General features: G+C 61.7%; 18 protein-coding genes and 2 pseudogenes. 10 read left to right on the plus strand and 10 right to left on the minus strand.

The genetic code is table 11. From position 1 onward, the window contains the following. Positions 1-9: 9 nt before the first annotated feature. Positions 10-1,623, minus strand: coding sequence for a long-chain fatty acid--CoA ligase (locus A3E77_RS13380; protein ID WP_293646746.1), 1,614 nt, complete (start codon positions 1,621-1,623; stop codon positions 10-12). Between the two features lie 214 nt (positions 1,624-1,837). After that, complete coding sequence (locus A3E77_RS13385; protein WP_037557614.1) at positions 1,838-2,851, minus strand: serine hydrolase domain-containing protein; 1,014 nt, start codon at positions 2,849-2,851, stop codon at positions 1,838-1,840. Between the two features lie 196 nt (positions 2,852-3,047). On the opposite strand from A3E77_RS13385, the gene A3E77_RS13390 reads away from it, so the two are divergent. The 5 genes from A3E77_RS13390 to A3E77_RS13410 all read left to right on the plus strand — a co-directional run bounded on the left by A3E77_RS13390 (position 3,048) and on the right by A3E77_RS13410 (position 10,272). Next, the gene (locus A3E77_RS13390) at positions 3,048-3,725 is read left to right on the plus strand and encodes a GntR family transcriptional regulator (RefSeq protein ID WP_197411506.1); all 678 of its coding nucleotides are present in this window, start codon (positions 3,048-3,050) and stop codon (positions 3,723-3,725) included. Next, a complete protein-coding gene (locus A3E77_RS13395; protein ID WP_037557615.1) occupies positions 3,722-5,026 on the plus strand; it encodes a hypothetical protein in 1,305 nt (434 codons plus the stop codon). The genes A3E77_RS13390 and A3E77_RS13395 overlap by 4 nt, the downstream gene beginning before the upstream one ends. A gap of 242 nt (positions 5,027-5,268) precedes the next feature. Next, a complete protein-coding gene (locus A3E77_RS13400; RefSeq protein WP_293646748.1) occupies positions 5,269-7,371 on the plus strand; it encodes a TonB-dependent receptor in 2,103 nt (700 codons plus the stop codon). 70 nt (positions 7,372-7,441) lie between these two features. Continuing rightward, a complete protein-coding gene (locus A3E77_RS13405) occupies positions 7,442-8,974 on the plus strand; it encodes a carboxylesterase/lipase family protein (protein ID WP_161786580.1) in 1,533 nt (510 codons plus the stop codon). Positions 8,975-9,147: 173 nt separating this feature from the next. Then, entirely contained in the window at positions 9,148-10,272 is a 1,125-nt protein-coding gene (locus tag A3E77_RS13410; protein WP_293646750.1) for a serine hydrolase domain-containing protein, read from the plus strand. Between the two features lie 389 nt (positions 10,273-10,661). Here the strand turns inward: A3E77_RS13410 and A3E77_RS13415 are convergent, their stop codons facing one another. Next, positions 10,662-11,075, minus strand: coding sequence for a hotdog fold thioesterase (locus A3E77_RS13415; RefSeq protein WP_037557619.1), 414 nt, complete (start codon positions 11,073-11,075; stop codon positions 10,662-10,664). Beyond that, positions 11,072-11,863, minus strand: a complete 792-nt coding sequence (locus A3E77_RS13420; RefSeq protein ID WP_293647197.1) for an alpha/beta fold hydrolase — start codon at positions 11,861-11,863, stop codon at positions 11,072-11,074. Before A3E77_RS13420 ends, A3E77_RS13415 begins: the two co-directional genes overlap by 4 nt. Positions 11,864-12,021: 158 nt before the next feature. Here A3E77_RS13420 and A3E77_RS13425 point away from each other — a divergent pair, with 158 nt between their 5' ends. The 5 genes and pseudogenes from A3E77_RS13425 to A3E77_RS13445 form a co-directional block, all read left to right on the plus strand. Further along, the gene (locus tag A3E77_RS13425; RefSeq protein ID WP_058539116.1) at positions 12,022-12,291 is read left to right on the plus strand and encodes a MarR family winged helix-turn-helix transcriptional regulator; all 270 of its coding nucleotides are present in this window, start codon (positions 12,022-12,024) and stop codon (positions 12,289-12,291) included. Next, positions 12,288-12,515, plus strand: coding sequence for a helix-turn-helix domain-containing protein (locus tag A3E77_RS13430; RefSeq protein WP_293646752.1), 228 nt, complete (start codon positions 12,288-12,290; stop codon positions 12,513-12,515). Before A3E77_RS13425 ends, A3E77_RS13430 begins: the two co-directional genes overlap by 4 nt. Positions 12,516-12,743: 228 nt before the next feature. Then, complete coding sequence (locus A3E77_RS13435; RefSeq protein WP_293646754.1) at positions 12,744-13,043, plus strand: UbiX family flavin prenyltransferase; 300 nt, start codon at positions 12,744-12,746, stop codon at positions 13,041-13,043. A gap of 55 nt (positions 13,044-13,098) precedes the next feature. Then, positions 13,099-13,671 (plus strand): hypothetical protein, encoded by a 573-nt coding sequence (locus tag A3E77_RS13440; protein ID WP_052182497.1) that lies wholly within the window; start codon positions 13,099-13,101, stop codon positions 13,669-13,671. A gap of 191 nt (positions 13,672-13,862) precedes the next feature. Next, positions 13,863-14,153: pseudogene (locus A3E77_RS13445) on the plus strand (FAD-binding oxidoreductase); the annotation flags it as partial. 60 nt (positions 14,154-14,213) lie between these two features. On the opposite strand, the pseudogene A3E77_RS13450 reads toward A3E77_RS13445, so the two are convergent. The 6 genes and pseudogenes from A3E77_RS13450 to metK form a co-directional block, all read right to left on the minus strand. Further along, positions 14,214-14,438, minus strand: a pseudogene (locus tag A3E77_RS13450) (transposase); the annotation flags it as partial. Positions 14,439-14,477: 39 nt separating this feature from the next. Then, positions 14,478-15,122, minus strand: a complete 645-nt coding sequence (locus tag A3E77_RS13455) for a GntR family transcriptional regulator (RefSeq protein WP_293646756.1) — start codon at positions 15,120-15,122, stop codon at positions 14,478-14,480. Positions 15,123-15,313: 191 nt separating this feature from the next. Then, a complete protein-coding gene (locus A3E77_RS13460) occupies positions 15,314-16,627 on the minus strand; it encodes a tyrosine-type recombinase/integrase (RefSeq protein ID WP_231729164.1) in 1,314 nt (437 codons plus the stop codon). A gap of 45 nt (positions 16,628-16,672) precedes the next feature. Continuing rightward, positions 16,673-17,386 carry a tRNA (guanine(46)-N(7))-methyltransferase TrmB gene (gene trmB, locus A3E77_RS13465; protein ID WP_293646758.1) on the minus strand — a complete coding sequence of 238 codons (714 nt, stop codon included), beginning with the start codon at positions 17,384-17,386 and terminating at the stop codon, positions 16,673-16,675. A 76-nt stretch (positions 17,387-17,462) separates the two neighbouring features. After that, on the minus strand, positions 17,463-18,365 hold the full coding sequence (locus A3E77_RS13470) for a hypothetical protein (RefSeq protein WP_293646760.1): 903 nt from the start codon (positions 18,363-18,365) through the stop codon (positions 17,463-17,465). A 151-nt stretch (positions 18,366-18,516) separates the two neighbouring features. Then, positions 18,517-19,737, minus strand: a complete 1,221-nt coding sequence (gene metK / locus A3E77_RS13475; RefSeq protein ID WP_293646762.1) for a methionine adenosyltransferase — start codon at positions 19,735-19,737, stop codon at positions 18,517-18,519. Positions 19,738-19,748 lie beyond the last annotated feature (11 nt).

The raw sequence follows: 19,748 nt of genomic DNA on the forward strand, positions 1-19,748 counted from the left end.
TGATCTCATCTAGGCGAGTTGGTTACGATACGCTTCGCGTAAGGCCTTTTTGTCGATCTTTCCCGTTGCAGTGAGCGGTACTGTCGCGAACAGGATGTCGTCCGGCAGCCACCAACGAACAACCTTCGTCTCCAGATGCGCGCGAATTGCGTCGGCTGTGACGGCTTGACCTTCATGCGTTTCGATCACGAGAAGGGGGCGCTCTTCCCATTTTGGATGATATACGCCAACGACCGCCGCGACCCGGACGCCGGGGTACCCAACCGCCGCATTCTCGATATCAATCGAGCTGATCCATTCGCCCCCGGACTTGATCACATCTTTCGCGCGGTCGGTCAGCCGGAGAAAGCCGAAGCGATCGATCGTACCGATGTCCCCGGTGTCGAACCAGCCATCGCTCCCGGCACCCTCAATATCGGGGAAATAGCGATCGACGACCCACGGTCCGCGGACCTGGAGCGCACCCGCCTGCTCACCGTCCCAGGGGAGCGGCGTGCCATCGCCGTCGATAATGCGCAGTTCGATGCCAAATTGCATGCGACCCTGCTTCGTCAGCAGGAGGTCGTTCGCGAAATCCTCGCCTTCGGCCATCAGGAGCGGGGAGGGCGTCGAAATCACGCCGAGCGGATTGGTTTCGGTCATGCCCCAGAGCTGCAGCACAGTGACACCATATTTGGCTCGGAATGTCTCGGCCATCGCCCGGGGGACGGCTGAGCCACCAATAACGAGGCGCTTGAGATTGCCGACCCCCGTCCCCGTGGTGTCGAGATGAGCGAGGTACATGGTCCAGATCGTGGGCACACCGCCCGAAAAGGTGACGCCCTCTTCGTTGATCAGATCGGCGAGACTGGCACCGTCCATCCTGTCGCAAGGAAGCACTAGCTTGCAGCCGTTAATCGCTGCCGTGAACGGAAGTCCCCATGCCGTCGCATGATACATGGACGAGCAGGGCATGATGACATCAAAAGCGCTGAACCCGAAGGCACTGCTCAGACCGGCCGCCATCCCGTGGAGAACGATTGATCGGTGGCTGTATAGGACGCCCTTGGGGTCGCCCGTCGTCCCCGAAGTGTAGCAAAGAAATGCGGCTGCCTTTTCATCGAAGCTCGGCCAGGTGAGGGCCCCGTCCTCGCGTGCCAGCAACGCTTCATAGTTCAACGCTTCAGCAACATCTGGCGCGGTCGCTCCGCGATCCGCGAGAAGGACATAACGCTCGATACCTGGAAGGAGAGGGCGCAGCCGTGCGACGAGCTCGGCTAGATTGGGCTCGAAGAAGAGAATGCGGCTGCCTGCATGAGCGATAGTAAAGGCGATTTGCTCGTCGCTGAGACGCGGGTTGGCAGTGTGCAATACAGCGCCCATGCCCGGCGCCGCATAGAAGAGTTCGAGGTGGCGGTGCGTGTTCCAGGCGAGCGACGAGACGCGGTCACCCGTTGCAATCCCGAGGACACCAAGAGCCTGCGCAGCCTGACGCGCACGCTGGTCGCAGCGGTGCCAGTCATACCGCCAAACCGGCTCATCGACAGCCTTCGAGACGATCTCCCTCTCGCCGTGCGCGCGCGCGGCATATTCCAATATTCCGCTGATCAGCAGCGGCGCGTCCTGCATCAATCCCCGTAACATGCTGCATCCTTCTTCGCCCCACTGCGGCGTCGCGTGCAAGATTCCGCCCCTCGGGTATGATTGCCGCGCGGGCTGTCAATGACCGTCATCATTTTGGTCCAGCGGCAAACTCCACGTGCCGCGTTTCCATTCGGCCAGCAATTCTCAATGATCATATTGCGGCGGCACGGCCTAGGTTCGATCGGCCCCGACATGTTTTCGGCCGCGTTTCAAATTATTCACTCGCTGGTTTCAGCAACAGCGACAGGAACCGCCAATCGGACCAATCACCTTTTTTCCCCGCCGCTAAGGCGGCAATGTCGAGTTTCGCCTGCCTCACGATCGTAAGCCGAAGCGACGGAATGATATAGAGGCGTTGATCGCCCGCGCCGGCGGCGACGACCATATCCGCCGGTAGTTCGGCGGCATGACTGGTGATATCGGTGGACCGAGTAACAATATCGACAGCCGGCGTGCTACGGGGTAGCCACCAAGTGAGACCGTAGGCAGGATTGACCTGGCTACCCTGGAACATCTCGCCGAATGTCGCTTCGTCGACAAGTGGCCTGCCTTCGAGCTTTCCGCCCCCGCGGACGAACTCGCCGATCTTCGCCCACTCGGATGCGGCCAGCACTAGGCCCTGCGGCATGAGCGGTGCGCCATCGGGGCCGCTGCGCCAATCGCCGACCGTTACGCCTAGCGGCATTAGAATGCGACGCTCGATATAATGGCGAGGGTTGCCGTCCTCGCCTTTGGCGACGAGCTTTCGGCGCATGATTTCGCCGACGACTTGCATCGGAGCAGGGCCATACTGGAATTTCCCGCCCGGTGCCGCCGCGAGCGGTGCCTTGACCGAGTCCAAATACCCTTGGGGTCTCCCGACGGTTGAGGCCTGACCACCTGTCATCGACAGCAGTTGGCGAAGCGTGATCTGTTCCTTTTCGGCGTCGCCCTTCCACTCAGCGAGCGTCTCTGATGCCCGCTCGTCGAGCGTCAAAAGCCCGTCCTGTACGGCCGCCGCCGCCATCAGCCCGACAAGACTCTTGGTGCCCGACCAGAGTTCCTGCGGTGTCGCAATATCTGCAGAACGGCATCGAACCTCGCCATCCTCAAGGATCAGCAGCGCCACGCCAGAGTTTGCCTCGGAATAGGCGATCGCCGCGGCACAGCCGGGAAGAGGAGCGGGTTCGCCTGCCGTGGCCGGCTGTGCCGCAACGGCTGCTGCGAAAAAGAGGATGGTGCGCTTCAAGTTCCGACTCCCATTTTCTGGTGCTTGTCATTCTCGATATTATCGATAATAATTTCATTCGCAATCATCGATTGCTCGCGTGCACTGTCCGATTAGGATGGTGCCGGTAGCAGGGAAAGCCGAACGGAGAGAAATGGGCGCGACGAAGACCGAAGACGACAGTGCACCGACTCAAGACCGCGTCATTGCGCGTCTCTTGACTGACGACATCGTCGAATGGCGCATCCAGCCGGGATCGTGGCTGCGCGAGCGCGAAATCGCCGCGCGCTTCGGGGTGAGCCATGCGCCCGTGCGCGAAGCATTCCGTCATCTTGCGCGGATCGGTCTCGTGAAGGTGGTCCCGTGGCGCGGAACCTATGTGATCGATATCGACGAGCATGCCGCGAACGAGGTCTATGAGCTGTGGAAATCCCTGTTCGGTGTAGTTTGCCGCCTGGCTGCGGTCGAGATGACGGATCGCGACGGGCGCGAACTGATGCACCGTCTGGTCGAATATAAGGATGTCACCCAGCGCACCGAAAATACGTTCGAGCATATCAAAGTCTCGAACCGCATCGGCCGCTTCATCGCCAAGCGGAGCAATGCGCCGCTCGCGCTGGAGCTCCTCGACCGGGTCGCGCTGCTCGCGCGCTGGCAGCACAATGTCTATACCGACAGCTATATCGAGACGCATGGCAATGACGCCGCGAAGCGATCGGCCATCCTCTACGACGCGCTTTGCCGCCATATCGTCACGCGCGATGGCGATGCCGCCGATGCGGTGGCGCGCGATCTGATCGGCGTTACTCAGAATAGTTTCGGGCGCGCACTCGAGGAATATAAGGCCCGGCACGCAAAGACTAAGCCCAGCCGCCGCCGCGCAAAAGTGACATGAGCCGCCTCCCGACCGACCGCCGCACGTTGCTTAAGGCGGGCCTCGCGGCGCCGATCGCATTGCAGGTTAACTCCGCTGCCGCTGTATCTCGGGATTTGACCATGTTCGGCTCCGAACGCCTCTTCACCGACGTCCAAAGCTATACCGAGGCCGGCAACAAGCAGTCGGGCGGCGAGGGCGATCGTTGGACCGCCGACTGGACAGCGAAGCGGCTGTCCAGTGCCGGATTCGAAGTCGAACGCCAGACGTTTGACGTGCCTTGGTTCGAGGCCTCGCGCTGCGACCTCAGGCTCGGCGACATCACGATACCGCTCGTCGCACAACCGCTCGCCATCGAAACCGGCGAGGCTGGACTCGCTGCGCCGCTGCGCCTCGCAGAAATTCCTGAACGCCTCGACGGCGCGATCGCCGTAGTGCGCCTGCCTTTCCGCCGCTGGTCGAGCCTCGTAGATCGTGCAGCGCGCGAGCCGCTCGCCGATGCGCTTGCGCGCGGTGCGAGCGGGGTCATTCTCATTACGACCGGGCCGACGGGCGAGGCCTTGCTCCTCAATGTCCCGGCCGGTCATCCCGTATCGGAAAAGCCACTTGCCTTGCTCGCGCCGCGACTCGCCGCCCCGGTGATTGAAGCCGCGCGCCACGGTGCCGCGGCGAAATTAGCGCTGCGCGGGCGCGGTGGGGCTCGGGCAGCTCAGAATATAATCGGGCGACTCGTTCGCTCCGGCCGCCCTTGGCTCGTCGTCTCGACGCCGCGTTCAGGCTGGACCGATTGCGCCGGCGAGCGGGGGCCGGGCATCGCGATGTGGCTCGCGCTCGCCGACTGGATGCCCCGAGCGTTTCCCCAGCACAGCCTGCTCTTTCTGTGCAACAGCGGGCATGAATATGAGAATCTCGGTGCGAGCCATATCGCCGACAAGTTTGGTCCAGCCCCCAGCGAGACGGCTTTCTGGTTGCATCTCGGCGCCAATGCCGCAGCACGTGACTATCAGGAAATGCCGGGGCGCTTGCTGCCGCTGCCGAGTGCCGATCCCTATCGTTTTCTCATGACATCGCCCGAATTCGTTGCGCGTGCGCGCGAGATATTCAAAGGCCAGCCAGGGTTGGAAATGGCCTATCCTTCGGCGGAAGGCACAGCGGGCGAACTCTCGGAAGTGATAAAGGCCGGCTACACACGTCATGCTGGCATCTTTGGCGCACACCGTCATCACCACGCTGTGACCGACGATTTATCTACCGTCACACCTGACCCGCTTGCCGCTACGGCGCGGGGCGTCCGCGACCTGCTGAGCGCCGTCGTCTCCTAAACCCGTGACCCACCTGCAATGACATTGCGCTTTCCGGCTTGACTCGCTCGCGTTTTCTGCACAAAATTATCGATAATAATTGCGATAACAAAATGGGGAGAGTGACCATGGGACGCAGGGCGAACCTTCTTTTCTGCACGGCCGCAATTTGGGTAGCCGTCGCTCCGCCTGCTTTCGCGCAAGACAGACCGCCCGAAGCTCTTCCGGACGCGGCGGAAGCGAACGATGACGGCGCGATCGTCGTGACGGCGCGGCGCCGCGAGGAGCGGCTCGCCGACGTTCCTACAGCCGCTTCTGTCATCGATATCACCTCACTCACCGATCGCGGCGGCGCAAGCGGCAGCGGCGAATTGCTAGCAGACCAGCCGAGCGTCAGGTTCAACAATCTCAGCTCATCGATCACTTCCGAGATTTCGATCCGCGCCTCGTCGACCGCGCGCGCGACCAATGGCGATCCCAGCGTCGGCCTGTATCGCAACGGTGCCTATATCGCCGGTGGTCCCGTGGGCGGGCGAAACTTCACCCGCCTCGATCTCCTCGATATCGGCCGGGTCGAGGTGCTGCGGGGGACACAGGGCGCACTCTATGGCCGCAACGCGGTCGGCGGCGCGATCAATATCATTTCGGCCGAGCCCGAATTCGATCTCTCAGGCTGGGCGAGTGCGCGCTACGGCTTCGAGAATAACAGCTTCCAGACGCAAGGCGCGATCAATGTTCCGCTTGCCGAAGGTCTTGCGATCCGTCTCAGCGGCGATCTCGTCGAGCAGGACAAGGGCTTCTTCTACAATCCGGACAACGACGTCTATTTCGACCAACAGAAGGGTCATGGTCTGCGCGGCCAGATCCGTCTCAAACGCGGACCCGTCGACGCGATCATCATGGCCGAGACCCAGCGGCTGATGACCCCGGCGGTTCATTATCAGATTTCCATCCCCGCCGGCACGCCAGGCTTCCCGGGGGGATATACCCAGGATCGCTTCCGCTATCCCTGGAACACGGCGCCCCGTGCCAGCCAGGATGTCGATGGACTGCAGGCGATTATCCGCGTGGACTTGGGCGGCGCCGACCTCACCTCGACAACATCCTTTCGCAAGCGCCACTCGGAATATGACCTTGACAATGACGCGGTGAGCCCGGCCGAACTTGCGCGCGCGCGCGCTGCAGGTCAGATCGGGGCGCTAACCCCGCTCGACCCGAGCGGCGCCTCCTATGTCGTCGACACCACCGACAATTTCTCGCAGGACATCCATGTGACGGGCGCGAGCGACCGTCTGACCTGGCTCGTGGGCGCCGAGATGCTGCTGCTCGACAGCGATTTCTCCGTGACGACGACGCGCACGCCGACGCTTGCCAATCCTTCTCCGGGCAACATCGCCCCCGCCCGGCTCCATTTCGAAAGCTATGCGGCTTATGGTTCGCTCGGTTTCGATATCACCGACAGCCTCAACTTGACCGGCGAGCTCCGCTATACACGCGACAGCCGGAGCATCAGCGCGCGGCTCTATGATCTCGCGACAGGCCTGCCAACAGGCGGGTCATCGCGGATTATCGACGACAACATCAGCGCCGACAATCTCTCCTACAATGCGACGCTTTCGTACAAACTTACTCCAAATATTCTCGCCTATGGCAAGGTCGGCAGCAGCTACCGCGCCGGCGGTTTCAACACGCGCCTGTCCGATCCCCGCGCTCCGAGCCCGGTACAGGTACTGTTCGGCAACGAAAGCAGCACCTCCTATGAGGTCGGCATCAAGGGCAGCCCGGTGCGGCGCGGCTATTTCGCAATCGCGGGATATTATACCGAGCTCAAGGATCTGATCGCGCAGGTCGACGATGGATGCGCGCTGACAAACGCGGCCTGCCCGGTCGCCGCGGTCGCCTATCTCACTAATGCCGGTAATGCGAAGAGCTGGGGTATCGAGGCAGAATATAGCCACGGATTCGACCTTGGAGAAGGCGACGGCCGCCTCGCGCTCAGCGGCTCGCGGCAGGGCGGCAAGGTCAAGACGGGCCGATACGACGGTCTCGATCTCGCGCAGGTTCCCGACTGGCTCGCCTCGGCGAACCTCAATCTTCGCTATCCGGTCACCGGCGACGTTGCCTTGACGAGCAATGTGCTTGTCAGCGGACAATGGGGTGGCAAGCAGGAGCTGACCGCAACGTCGGTCGACCTCGACAATTATGTCCTCGTCAATCTTCGCATCGGCGTCGACTTCGGAAAGGTCAATGTGAGCGCCTTCGCGAACAACCTCTTCGACAAGCTCTACTATGTTGCCCAGGCGCCGACGATCAACCGTTACAGCCAACCCCGGGTGATAGGCGTCGAGGGCCGCATTTCTTTCTAGGGGATATGCTTGCCCGCGGCCTGCGGCCGCCAGCCGAGACGAAAGGGACGGCGAAATGCGGCAATGGGTCATGGCAGCATGTGCTGGAGCCGCGACGCTGCTCGCTTCAGCATCCGCCGCGGCGGCGGTTGCCCCTCCGCAAGCGACGCTGGCGCAGGGGCGACTAACGGGCGCTGCAGAGGCAGGAGTCGAGCGTTTTTTCGATATTCCCTTCGCTGCGCCTCCCGTAGGCGCGCTCCGCTGGCGCGCGCCGCAGGCTCCGCCGCGCTGGGCGGGTATTCGCAATGCCGCGAAGTTCGGACCCGCTTGCCCGCAGATGGTGCGGCCTGCGCTCGTCGCCGGTGGAGTAGCGGATGATCAATCCGAAGACTGCCTACAGCTCAATATCTGGCGCCCGGCCGGCGCGCGGAAACTTCCCGTCATGGTCTGGATCCATGGCGGTGCGCATGTCATCGGGTCGGGTACGTTCCCGGCTTTCGACGGTACAGCCTTCGCAAGGCAAGGGGTCATTCTTGTCACGATCAACTACCGGCTCGGCGCACTCGGCTATTTTGCCCACCCGGCTCTGAGCGCAGCCAAGCCGCGTCGCGAGGCGCTCGCCAATTATGGCCTCATGGACCAGATGGCCGCCCTTCGCTGGGTCCAGAAAAATATCGCAGCCTTTGGTGGCGATCCGGGGAAGGTCACTTTGTTCGGCGAGTCCGCGGGGGCAATCGGCGTGACGACGATCCTCGCCCACTCCGAAGCCAAGGGCCTGTTCGCGCGCGCCATCGTACAGTCGGGCGTCGGCCTACTCGACCCGCGCCCGCTTATCGAGCAGGAAGCGCTAGGCACGGCATTGGCGGCTCGCGCCGGCGCGCCGCCTTCGGCGACGATCGACGCGCTCCGGGCGCTTTCGGCCGACGCGCTCGTCGCGGCCGGCGATGTCCGGACGCCGGGCGCGATGGTCGGCCCCATTCTCGACGGCGAGCTGGTGCGCGAAGCGCCATGGCGCGTTTTTGCGCGCAGTGAGCCGATCGACGTGCCGCTCCTCGTCGGCGCTAACAGCAACGAAGCCAGCGTAATCCTCGCCATGGGCGTGCCGCCGGCGGCCGCGCTCACCTATCTCGGGCCCGACCAGGCGGCGGGCCGCGCCGCCTATGGCACCGGGCTCGCCGATGACGAACTGGCCCGCCAAATACTGGGCGACGCCTGGTTCGTCGCACCGTCGCGATGGCTCGCGGCGCGGACGTCCGCCGGCGCGCCGTCCTACCTCTATCATTTCGACTATGTTGCAGCAGCGCGCCGCGATCGGGCGAAGGGCGCCGGGCATGGCTCCGAAATTCCCTATATTTTCGGGACGCTGGGCTATTTCGCTTCGCTCGCCGGCCCCGTCGACGACGAGGATCGCCGCTTCGGCGAAGGCGTGTCCGCCTGCTGGGTCGCTTTCGCGAAGAATGGCGTACCCGACTGCGCGCTGGTGCCTGACTGGCCCCGGTACCAGCCGACTGACGACCGTCTCGCACATCTCGCGCCCCGGTCAGCCGTCGTCGCCGGTTTTCGCAAGGCGCAACTCGACCACCTGCTGAAAATCCATTTCGCGGCAGGCCAACCCAGGCCTTAGCCCGCTCGGCCAAACAGGCCCACCGTTTCGAAACGTGCAACGAAGCTGGGAGAGATAAAATGTCTGGACGACGGAAATCGATATGGCTTGCCGCCGGCGCCGCATTGGTCGGCGTAGCGGTTTTTGCGGCGCAAAGTGGCTTCGGGAGCAGCGACGGCGGCGAAACGCGTCCGATGGTCCAACTGCCACCCGCGCCGTCCGCCGCCAAGGCGACGGCATCCGCTGCGTCGGCGCTCGCGACCGCAAGCCTCACAACGACCGTCGGCGGTTACACCTATGACTGGACAGCGCTGAAGGCCGCGATCGTCGCTGACACCGAAGTCGCTAGTGGCTATTTCATTGTCGGGAACGCGTCCGATCCCACTTATCTTTTCGAATTCGACAAGGGCAGTTTTGGCATCGACCGGGTGACACCGCTCGCCTCGGCTTCCAAATGGTTTGCTGGCGCGCTCGGCATGCGCATGGTGCAGGCGGGCATTGCCACGCTCGACGATCCGATGCGGCCACCACTCGCCTTCTGGACGACGAGCGGAACGAAGAAGGATGTCAAACTCAAGCATACGCTGTCGATGACATCGGGCTTTAATGCGAGCCCGCTCGTCGGCGGCTGCCAGCTTCTCCCGACTTTTGGTCTCTATAACTGCGCCAAGAGCATCCACGACCTGCGCTACGACATCCTGCGCCCGGGCAATGCGCCTGGTGCTCAATATAGCTACGGTCCTCACGGCATTCAGGTCGCAGGGGCGTATTTGGAGGCCAAGGATACAAGCATAGAACCAGGAACGTCGCCAGCACGCGAGCGGAACTTCCACGAACTGTTTGCGCAGCACGTCACCATCCCGCTCGGGATGTCAAGCACCACGTGGTACGATCCCCACCCCCCCGCGACCGTCCCAACCAATCCGTGGGTGGCCGGCGGCGCCTTCTCCACGCCGCGCGACTATGCGAAACTGCTGCGCGCGTTCCTCGGCGGCAGCTTCATCACCAACATGACGGCCTTCACGCAGCCGCGCACGATCGGACTGCCGCGTGTTTTCGTTCCGGCGAGCACAGTGAACTGGGAATATGCGCTCGGCTCCTTCGTCGAATGCGACACGCCCTCGGCGTGCGCGACGTCGAAGATCAACTCTTCGCCCGGCGCCTATGGCTGGACCGGCTGGATCGATCGCGAGACCGGCTATTATGCCCTGATCGCGACCGAAATATCGAGCGGAGGCGACCGCAAGGGCGTCGAGCTCGAGCAGGTCATGCAGGATCTGATCGAGGATGCGATTGCGAACCGCACTCCGGCGCCCTGACCTGATCGGCAAAACTTCGCCTATGGTGCCTGGGCCAGGCCGCGCCGTGAGGTAGCGGTCTGGCTCAACGGAGGGGGCTGGACACCGCGTGGTTGTGCTGACAGCCGGCTTTCGAAGGGCATGAAGGACCGCTTTCTCGATCATGGAGCGGTTCAATACGAACGCGAGTAGAGCAAGTAGAACCGAAGGCGGACCATCTCGCCCTGCGCATCTTGCTCGAGCGTTCGGCGCGACGCATGACAGCGCCAAACGCGGTGCCGCAACTATGCCCTAAGACTTAGTTCCGCTCGATAACTCGCCGCAGCCGATCAGCGATGATCAAAAGGTCGCCGAGGCAGGACCGCACCAGCACGATGGCTGCGAGAAGTGCCACGACTCTTGCGCGATGGTCAGGCGACGTAAGCACCTCTACCACTCGCTATCAAGGTTCCGTCTGCAGACACAATCCGCGTCCCGGCTATGCTTATCTGCCGACCCAGTTTGACCGGCCTGCCGATCGCCCGCATCAGCCCTGGCAAGGCCGGTCGGTGAAAATCGACGTGCAAGTTTGCCGTAGCCCGCGCAGACCCTCCCATGGCAATGACCGTGTAAAGGCCGGTAAGATCGATCAGCGCCGATAAAATGCCACCATGCGCTGCGCCGACCGTCGGATTTGAGATTATTTCGTCTCGCCAGGGCATTGAGATCACCAACTCGTCGGTGCCGACCTCGGCGATCCTGAGCCCGAGCCAGCGGTGGAAAGGCGCAAGCAACAGCAGCTCCCCCAGTTCCTCAAGCCCAGGGGCGACCCGTGGGGCGTTCATGACTTCATCTCCATTTCATGGGTGCTGAGCAAAAACTCCACAATTGACTTGCCAAACGCGTCATTCTCGTCGCCCACCACCATATGGGTCGCATTCGCGATGTCGCTATATGCCATATGCGGGACCAATCTTCGGAAATGCTTGACGGCTTCCAGCGAAACTAGGTCGCTCGACCCACCGCGGATCAGATGCACAGGCAAGGCTAAACTGGCAGCGGCGGCGCTCAGTTCGCTGCGGCCATTGTCGCTTGAGACACCGCCTTGCCGCGTAACTCCTTCGATGAAGGTCGGGTCCCAATGCCAATAGAAGCGCCCATCGTCCTTGCGGCGCAGATAGTGGGCGAGCCCAGGCGAGGCCTTCCGGCTAGGCCGATGGGGCAGATAGTCGGAAATGACCTCAGCGGCCTCCTCCACCGACGCAAACCCTTCGCGCGCATGGGCCGCCATGAAACCGACCACGCGGGCAACGCCGCTCGGTTCCATCTGCGGCGTGACGTCGACCAAGGTAAGCGATCCAAAACTCCCCGGTGCGCGGTTTCCCTCCGCAATGATCCCAGCCAGCCCCCCAAGCGATGCGCCGATCATCGCCGGCTTTCTTCGCATCGCCGCAGCGATCTCAACGAGATCGGCCGCGAAATCGGAAATGTCATAAGCCCCATCACTGGCCCAAGCGCTCTCGCCGTGCCCGCGCATATCGACGGCGATCGTCCGAAAACCGTGGCTCGCGAGTTGACGGGTCACCGACTTCCACGCCCGGCGGGTCTGGCCGCCGCCGTGCGCCAAAATCACCGGAAAGCCCAGTTCCGGTCCATCGATCGACGCCGCGATTGCATGGCCCGCTTTTCCCGCAAGCGTGATCGTCCGATCATACATTCAGGCATCATACTGTATCATATCTTACAGTAAAGCATGTTCATATGCCGATAGTGGCTTTACAGTTTCAGCCGATGGTCGACTTTCGCAGCACCAGCGATGCTTCTCTCGGGAAAAGTCTTCTGACGGACTCAGACGAGTTTGTCTTTGTCATCGAAGAAGTGCCACGCAAACTTCGCCGCTTGTTCGACGCCTCAATGGCGCGCTTCGGATTGACCCGAACCCAGTGGCGCGCGCTCGTCTATATTTATCGGACCCCGGGCATTACCCAGACCGATCTCGCCAAATGCTCGAACTGGAGCGTGCCAGCGTTGGCCATGTTGTCGACCAGCTGGAAAGAATGACGCTCGCGGAACGGCGCGCTGCCAAGGGCGACCGGCGCGTCTGGGAGCTTCATCTCTTACCCCGAGCGATCGAAATCCTGCCCCAGCTGCGCGCCGAAGCCGACATGATCTACGCGCGGCTGCTCCATATGATTTCACCGAGTGAAATACGCGCGGTCCGCGCATTGCTGACGAAAATGTCAGGCAATCTCGAAAGCGGATCGGAAGACATGCCTCCTCGATAGAAGCATTGAAAGATTTGAAATAGCCGACGCCATTCATCGTCAGCAAGCCGATTTCCCCAATTGGCGCCGCTCGCGTTTGCGGCGGCGCACCGCCGCCGTTCTGCCCCCTCTGCACCAAATCGCCAGCACTGACGACTAACGAATTGCGAATATGGCGGCAGGGACGTGGTTCATAACATACGGAATGTCGGCGCCAGTATCGCGAGCGGATCGTTTCTCTGTGACGGCATGATTGTCGCGCCCTGCTCCATGCGCACCCTTGCGGCGATCGCCAATGGGCTCTCCGACAATCTGATCACCCGAGCTGCCGACGTCATGCTCAAGGAGCGTCGTCCATTAACGCTCATGGTGCGAGAGACGCCCCTGAACCTTGCCCATCTTCGAAACATGGCAGCCTGTACCGAAATGGGGGCGATAATTTTCCCACCCGTCCCGGCGTTCTACGCTCGGCCATCGTCGATCGACGAAATCGGGTCCTCGACCAGTTCGGCATCCATCGGGCCGCCGATCGCCGATGGACCGGACTGAAGGGCGCAGAAGTGATGCCTCTGGCGCAGGCGGATAAATCGGAAAGGACAATTTGATGGCGGCAGTGCTGATGCGCCGGGAGCTATTGGGCGCCGGGGTTTTTTGCGCGGGTCTGGTTGGAGCCTCCCGCTTCCGGTCAGGAAGTGCGGCGGACGAAGAGGCCGTTCTCGTCGTCAGCCAGCCAAGGGTTGAGGAAAGCGAGCGTTTTGCCGCGTCCCTCATATCGTCTTCGAAAAAGTCTCTCGCGCTGGATGTCGGAAGCGGGCTGGATGAGTTGCTTGGCGACTGGCCCCGCGGCGCGCAGGTGATTGCAGGCCTGACCTCCGACCCCGCTGCAATGATTGCGGCCCAGTTGCTCATCGAGAGTGGAGCGGAGCCTTTGCTTCGATGGGAACATTCCTATGAGGCGGGCCGCTGGACACACCGCATCGGCGCCGCCCCCGGCTTGGGCGCGCTCCCGCAATATACTTGGCCCGCCGTCGTTGCGCAGAAAGTTCGCGATGAGCTGGACGGCCACAAATCATCACCGCGCCGGGCCGCGTGCATTTCGGGGGAATGTGCACTCGCCTCGAATAGCCCCGGCCTACTTGTGACCTGGGCCTTTCGGCTTGCCGGAGAAACGCGGTGAGGCCGCCGCTGCCCGAGGGAATTGCGGCGGCCGACTTTTCACGGGCCCTCGATGAACTCGCAGGCGTCGTCGGCAAAACCTGGGTTTTCGTCGACGAGCTTCCGCTGTCGACTTACCGCGACGCGTATTCGCCGCTTGCCGATGGCACTCTGCTTCCTTCTACCGCCGTCGCTCCGGAAAGCGTCGAACAGGTGCAGCGGATCCTTGCCATCGCCAACAGCTTCCGATTGCCGATCTGGACCATCGGGACTGGACGGAACTTCGCATATGGCGGGCCGGCACCCCGCAAATCCGGATATCTTGTCCTCGATCTGAAACGGATGAACCGGATCATCGAAGTCAACGAAAAATATGGATATGCGCTGGTCGAGCCGGGCGTTTCCTACATGCAGCTTTATCGCCACCTGCAGCGGATCGGCAGCAAATTGTGGATCGATCCGGCAGCGCCCGCCTGGGGCGGCGTCATGGGGAACGCGCGCGAGCATGGCGCCGGCTACACGCCCTATGGCGATCACTTCATTATGCAATGCGGGATGGAAGTTGCCGGCCTCCATGAACTCCTTCGACCAGGTGTAATACAGGCTCTGGGCGATCCCTTCCTTGCGGCACAGCTCGGCAATGCTGTCCTCGCCGCGCAAGCCTTCCAGCACGATCCGGATCTTGTCTTCGGCCGAGAAGTGCCGACGTGTCGCACGCCGGATGTCCTTCACCACCCGCTCCGCGGGAGCCTTGGGCGGCGATTTTTTTAAGGAGGATTTGGGCTTCATCTTCGTTCCTTCGTCACTACGACGAAGCCCAAATCCTCCTTAAACCACAACCTCAAATCTGTGCCATTGGCCCTGACGGCGGACACCGATGTGTGATTCTGCCAGCCCGCGCGCGCGGGCAGGAGATTTGGAAGCGATCGCCTCAATGATTTCATCATGTTCACGTGCGGTATCGGCCATGAAATGATTGAAACCACCGGCTTGGTTGATGAAGAAATCAGACATGTCAAAATTGCTGTTCTGCCGCGCGTCGAGAAAGGGCGACTGAGCCATATCGTGGATGAGCTGATGGAAGGCACGGTTGAGTTCGCAATAAATTACCGCGCTGCGCGGCTCGTCAAAGTCGATCGTGAGAATACGTGCTTGCAGCGCGCGCAAATCGCGCGTTTGCGAATCGGTCCGACGCGCTGCCGCCAGTTCCGTCAGCAGTCCCTCGAGCCTTTCAAACATGATATAGAAATCTGCGATCTGGTCATAGCTTGGATTTATCACCTCGCAACCGACCTGCGGAATTATGCGAACAAATCCTTCCGAACTCAAACGGTTGAGCGCGGCCATGATCGGCTGGCGGCTCGCTCCGGTATCGCTCACAAGATCCTTGACCGACAGCCGCTGGCCAAAATTATATTGCGCGCCAACCATTCGGCTAACGAGAAGATCGTAAATTTCATCCTTCTTGTTCACTCGAATTGTCTCCAACTTTGGCGCTGCTACGCACGCCGCGAATATCCCCCTTGATTCAGCAAGAACGCAAGAGTCAGTCGTTGGCGAACGGATCCGGCTGCAAGAGCTGTTCGCAACGGAAATCGACAGATTCACTCTGCATATTTTGTTCGGCGCAATCGATCGTGGACAGCAAGTCTTTTTATAAGCGCTTACCATGCGCGATCACGCGCCATATTCGCCAAACGAATGATCGCCGCCAGATGATCGTTCCAACTCTTCATTGCTTCGCGCTTCTCGTCCTTCCAGTCGTGGCGCTGGTAGATACCGGCGACGCCCGCGCGGGAACCTCCGACGTGATTGAGCACAGCTTCGGTCACTTCAAATCGAACGCCTAGCCGTTGAAACCCGGTTGCAAGAGTTCGTCTCAAGTCATGCAGTCGCCAGTCCGGTAACGGTTCGCGGCCGTCTTGCGACATAAGCAGGTCGAGCTTGATCTTGCCTTTGCTATATCCGGTGAACCTTCCGCCCCTGGAGGTCGTGAACATCCTGCCGCTACGCGGCCAGATAGCCGACCCGGCAACCTCGTCGAGGATCGCAACTGCAAGTTCGTTGAGCGGAATTCGGTTGGGCTCGCCATTCTTTGCCCGTTCGCCGGGCAGGGTCCATAGGAGATCTTTACGGTTGAGTTCCTCCCAACGCAGCGACGAAACCTCCTCTCGTCGCTGACCGGTGACGATCAGAAGGCGGATGATGGGTCCGAAACAGGAATGCGTGTTTGGCGCCGCCATCCAGATGCGGCCAAGCTCCTCGTCTGAAAGCCAGCGATCGCGAGGTTTGACCGGGGGCGGGGTTTCCATGCCTTCCATCGGACTCCGATCGATATCTCCCCGGCTGACGGCCCAGCGCAAAAGGCGGCGCAAAACAGCGAAGACGTTACGGATATTTGCGATCTGCGCGCGCGGCATGCGGTCGAAGACGGCAACGATGTCGATTCGCGTAAGATTGGGAAGGGGCTTTGATCCCAAGACCGGCTTTACATGCAGCTCGAGGCTGCGCTTGACGAGGCGCCTCCAGCCTTCTCCAACGCAGGCCTCAGCGAAGCGATCAGAGTAATTATCGAAGGCTAGATCGACCGACTCTCGCCGTCGTTGCCGCTCTGCTTCGCCTGGATCGATTCCCTGGGCGATCAGAATAGCCAGTCGCTCCGCTTCGGCTCTGGCGGTGGCTGGCGTCCATGGCGAGCCATGGCTGCCTATCGTGTAGCGACGCGTCTTAGATTCGCGACCGCCCATTCGGAATTGCAACACGTAAGACACGGCGCCAGCTTTGGTTCGCTTTGCGCCAAAACCCTTTATGCTATCATCCCAAAGAATGTCATGTTGCCCGCTCGAAATGAGAGCATCGACCGACCGTTTTGTGATCTTTCCGCTTGCCATAAATTGGTCTCCCAATACGGCGTTTCCAGCAATCACCCGGCAATCACCGTGGCGGAAATTGCCGCGTAATTGGGGAAAAGATAGCATAGGGAGTGGCTATAAAAAACTAGCCTTTTCAACCCTATAGCACTCCTATATACGCCTCCAGCGAAAATACCAGACCTCGTGCCCCTGCGCGCGCGCCTTGGCTTCGTACCGCGTTTCGGGCCAGCCGCCGGGGCGGACGAGGAAGTCCTGCGCGTCCTTTGCCAGCCATTGGAACTGATGACGATGGCGCCGCATCACCATTAATGCGTGCGCGAGATAGATGGGATGATCGGTGCCGAACCGGAACTCGCCGCCGGGCTTCAGCTTTGCCGCGATAAGGTCCAGCGGGCCGTCGTTCATCATCCGCCGCTTGGCATGGCGCGCCTTGGGCCAGGGATCGGGATGGAGCAGATAGGCGAAGCTCAGCGCCCCGTCGGGAATGCGCCGCAGCACTTCGAGCGCGTCGCCATGATGGATGCGGACGTTGCCGAGCGGCAGCCGCGCACCATGGTCTCCCGCGACATGGACCAGCGCCTGTGCGACGCCGTTGATGAAGGGTTCGGCGCCGATGAAGCCATGGTCGGGCAGCATGTCGGCGCGTCCCGCCATATGCTCGCCGCCGCCGAAGCCGATCTCGAAATGCAGCGGCCGGTCGTAACCGAACAGGCGTGTCGCGGTCACGTCGCCGTCGGTCGGCACCGCGATTTGCGGCAACAGCGTGTCGACCAGCTCTTGCTGGCCTGCGCGCAGGGGTTTGCCCTTTGAACGGCCATAGAGGCGGTTGATCGTGGTCGGGTCGCCGGGCTTATGTGCAGTCATGGCGCGCGCCCTAGCCGAGCCAAGGTCGTCGGGGCAAGCGCTGCAAATGGCGGGACCGGCCTGCGCCCCCGCACTGTTAAGGATTTGGCGTGACGGCCACGGTGCGCGAGCCATTTATCAGGGCCAAGATTCGCTGTGGCGACGGCATTTTATCCTGCGCCACCAATGTAAAAATATTCTTCGCCGTGTAAAAATTCGACGAATAATATCCGGCTTGCGGCAGGACCGACACGCCGTTGCCATTGTCGCCGACTGCGAGCAGATAGCGATCGCTCATTCCACTAGGGCGATATACCGCGCGATTACTTTCCAATGTCGTGTCGCGGCACCATAGCGCCGCGCGGAGCGTCGGTGCTGCGCTTGTTATGCCGGTCGTCAGAACCGACGGGCTGGCCTTTGAATCGGCAGCCGTGCCGAAGGTGAGTTTGGACGGGCAATCGGCAATTGGCCGCACCGGGCCCAGGGCGCGGGTCGGGGCAGGAAAACGGATCTCGTGCAGCGCGCTTTCCATGATCGCCGAGACGGCGGCGGGCGACTTGCCGAAGCTGGTCATCCGCATTTTCACATACCAGCCGTTGACGGCAAAGATGGCGATGCCGGTGGCGGTTATCGTTTTGTGGCCCTGCGGCACATAGACCATTTTGAGCCCGCTGTTGGCCGCTTGTCCCGGCGGCGTAAAGCTCATTGGTGGAACAGGCGTCGCCCACGCCTGCTTCTTGTCCAGCAGGATCGCTGTCTGCGACTGCGCCATCCAGATCGGTACCGAGCCTGTCGTGTCGCGGAAAATAAAGAAGGTAATGGCATCACGGCCCGGGCCACCGAACCCGACGCTGACGTCGAGGTCGGGGCCGATAATGATCTTGCCGTTAAAGCGCGGGCTGCCGCCAAGCGTTGGCGGCACGACGATGCCGCTGGACGAATGGGTCCACGATTCGCCGGTTTTAAAGGCAATATCGGTCGGCGTCTGTGCGGCCGCCATCTCGGGCGCCAGCGCGACCAGCGCGCCCGCGAAAATCGTCGCGATCCGGTGCTTCGACATCTTAATCCCCCCTTTACCCAGAGGGATAGCTGTCACAAGTCGCGCCGCGGCGCAAGCGATCCGTCCGAAAGAAAGGGCTGGAATCTGCGCCTCAGGCGGTGAGCGCCGCTTTCAGCTTGTCAACCAGGTCGGTGCGCTCCCACGGAAAGGCGTCACCCGTCGCGGTGCGGCCGAAGTGACCATAAGCGGCGGTCTGCTGATAGATCGGCTTGTTGAGACCGAGGTGGGTGCGGATGCCCTTCGGCGTCAGGCGCACCAACTGCGGGATGACCGCCTCGATCTTGCCCTCATCGACCGTGCCGGTGCCGTGCAGGTCGACATAGATCGACAACGGTTCGGCGACGCCGATCGCATAGCTGAGCTGGATCGTGCAGCGACGGGCGAGGCCCGCGGCGACGATGTTCTTGGCGAGGTAACGGGTGATATAGGCCGCCGAACGATCGACCTTGGTCGGGTCCTTGCCGCTGAACGCGCCGCCGCCGTGCGGGCTGGCGCCGCCATAGGTGTCGACGATGATCTTGCGGCCGGTCAGGCCCGCGTCGCCGTCCGGCCCGCCGATCTCGAAACGGCCGGTCGGGTTGATGTGATAGACGGTGTTCGCGGTCAGCAACTCGGCGGGCAGTACGTCGGCGATCACGCCGAGCACATATTTGCGCAGCTCGGTATATTTTGCTTCGTCGCCTTCGCCATTGTGGAAATAATAGCCCGGTGCATGTTGGGTCGATACGACGATCGCGGTCGCCTCGACCGGGCGCTCGTTGGCGTAGCGCAGCGTCACCTGGCTCTTCGTGTCGGGTTCGAGGAAGGGCGCGATGCCTGCCTTGCGGTCGGCGGCCATGCGTTCGAGGATCTTGTGGCTGTAATCGAGCGTCGCAGGCATCAGGTCGGGGGTTTCATCCGACGCATAACCGAACATGATCCCCTGGTCGCCGGCGCCTTCATCCTTGTCGCCGCTTTCGTCGACGCCCTGTGCGATATGCGCCGACTGGGCATGAAGATTGTTTTCAAAGCGGAAGCTTTCCCAGTGGAAGCCATCCTGCGCATAGCCGATGTCCTTCACCGTCTTGCGCACCGTGGCTTCGATCTCTTCGAGCGCGCCCGGCGCCCATTCGTCATTCTCGAACACGCCCTTGCAACGGATTTCGCCGGCAAGGACGACCAGCTGGGTGGTGGTCAGCGTTTCGCATGCGACGCGGGCTTCGGGGTCCTTCGACAGAAACAGGTCGACGATCGAGTCGCTAATCTGGTCGGCCACCTTGTCGGGATGTCCTTCGGACACGCTTTCGGAGGTGAAAAGGAAGCTGTTGCGCATGGAGAGCCTTC

The organism is Sphingopyxis sp. RIFCSPHIGHO2_12_FULL_65_19 (assembly GCF_001830555.1).
Classification (GTDB): domain Bacteria; phylum Pseudomonadota; class Alphaproteobacteria; order Sphingomonadales; family Sphingomonadaceae; genus Sphingopyxis.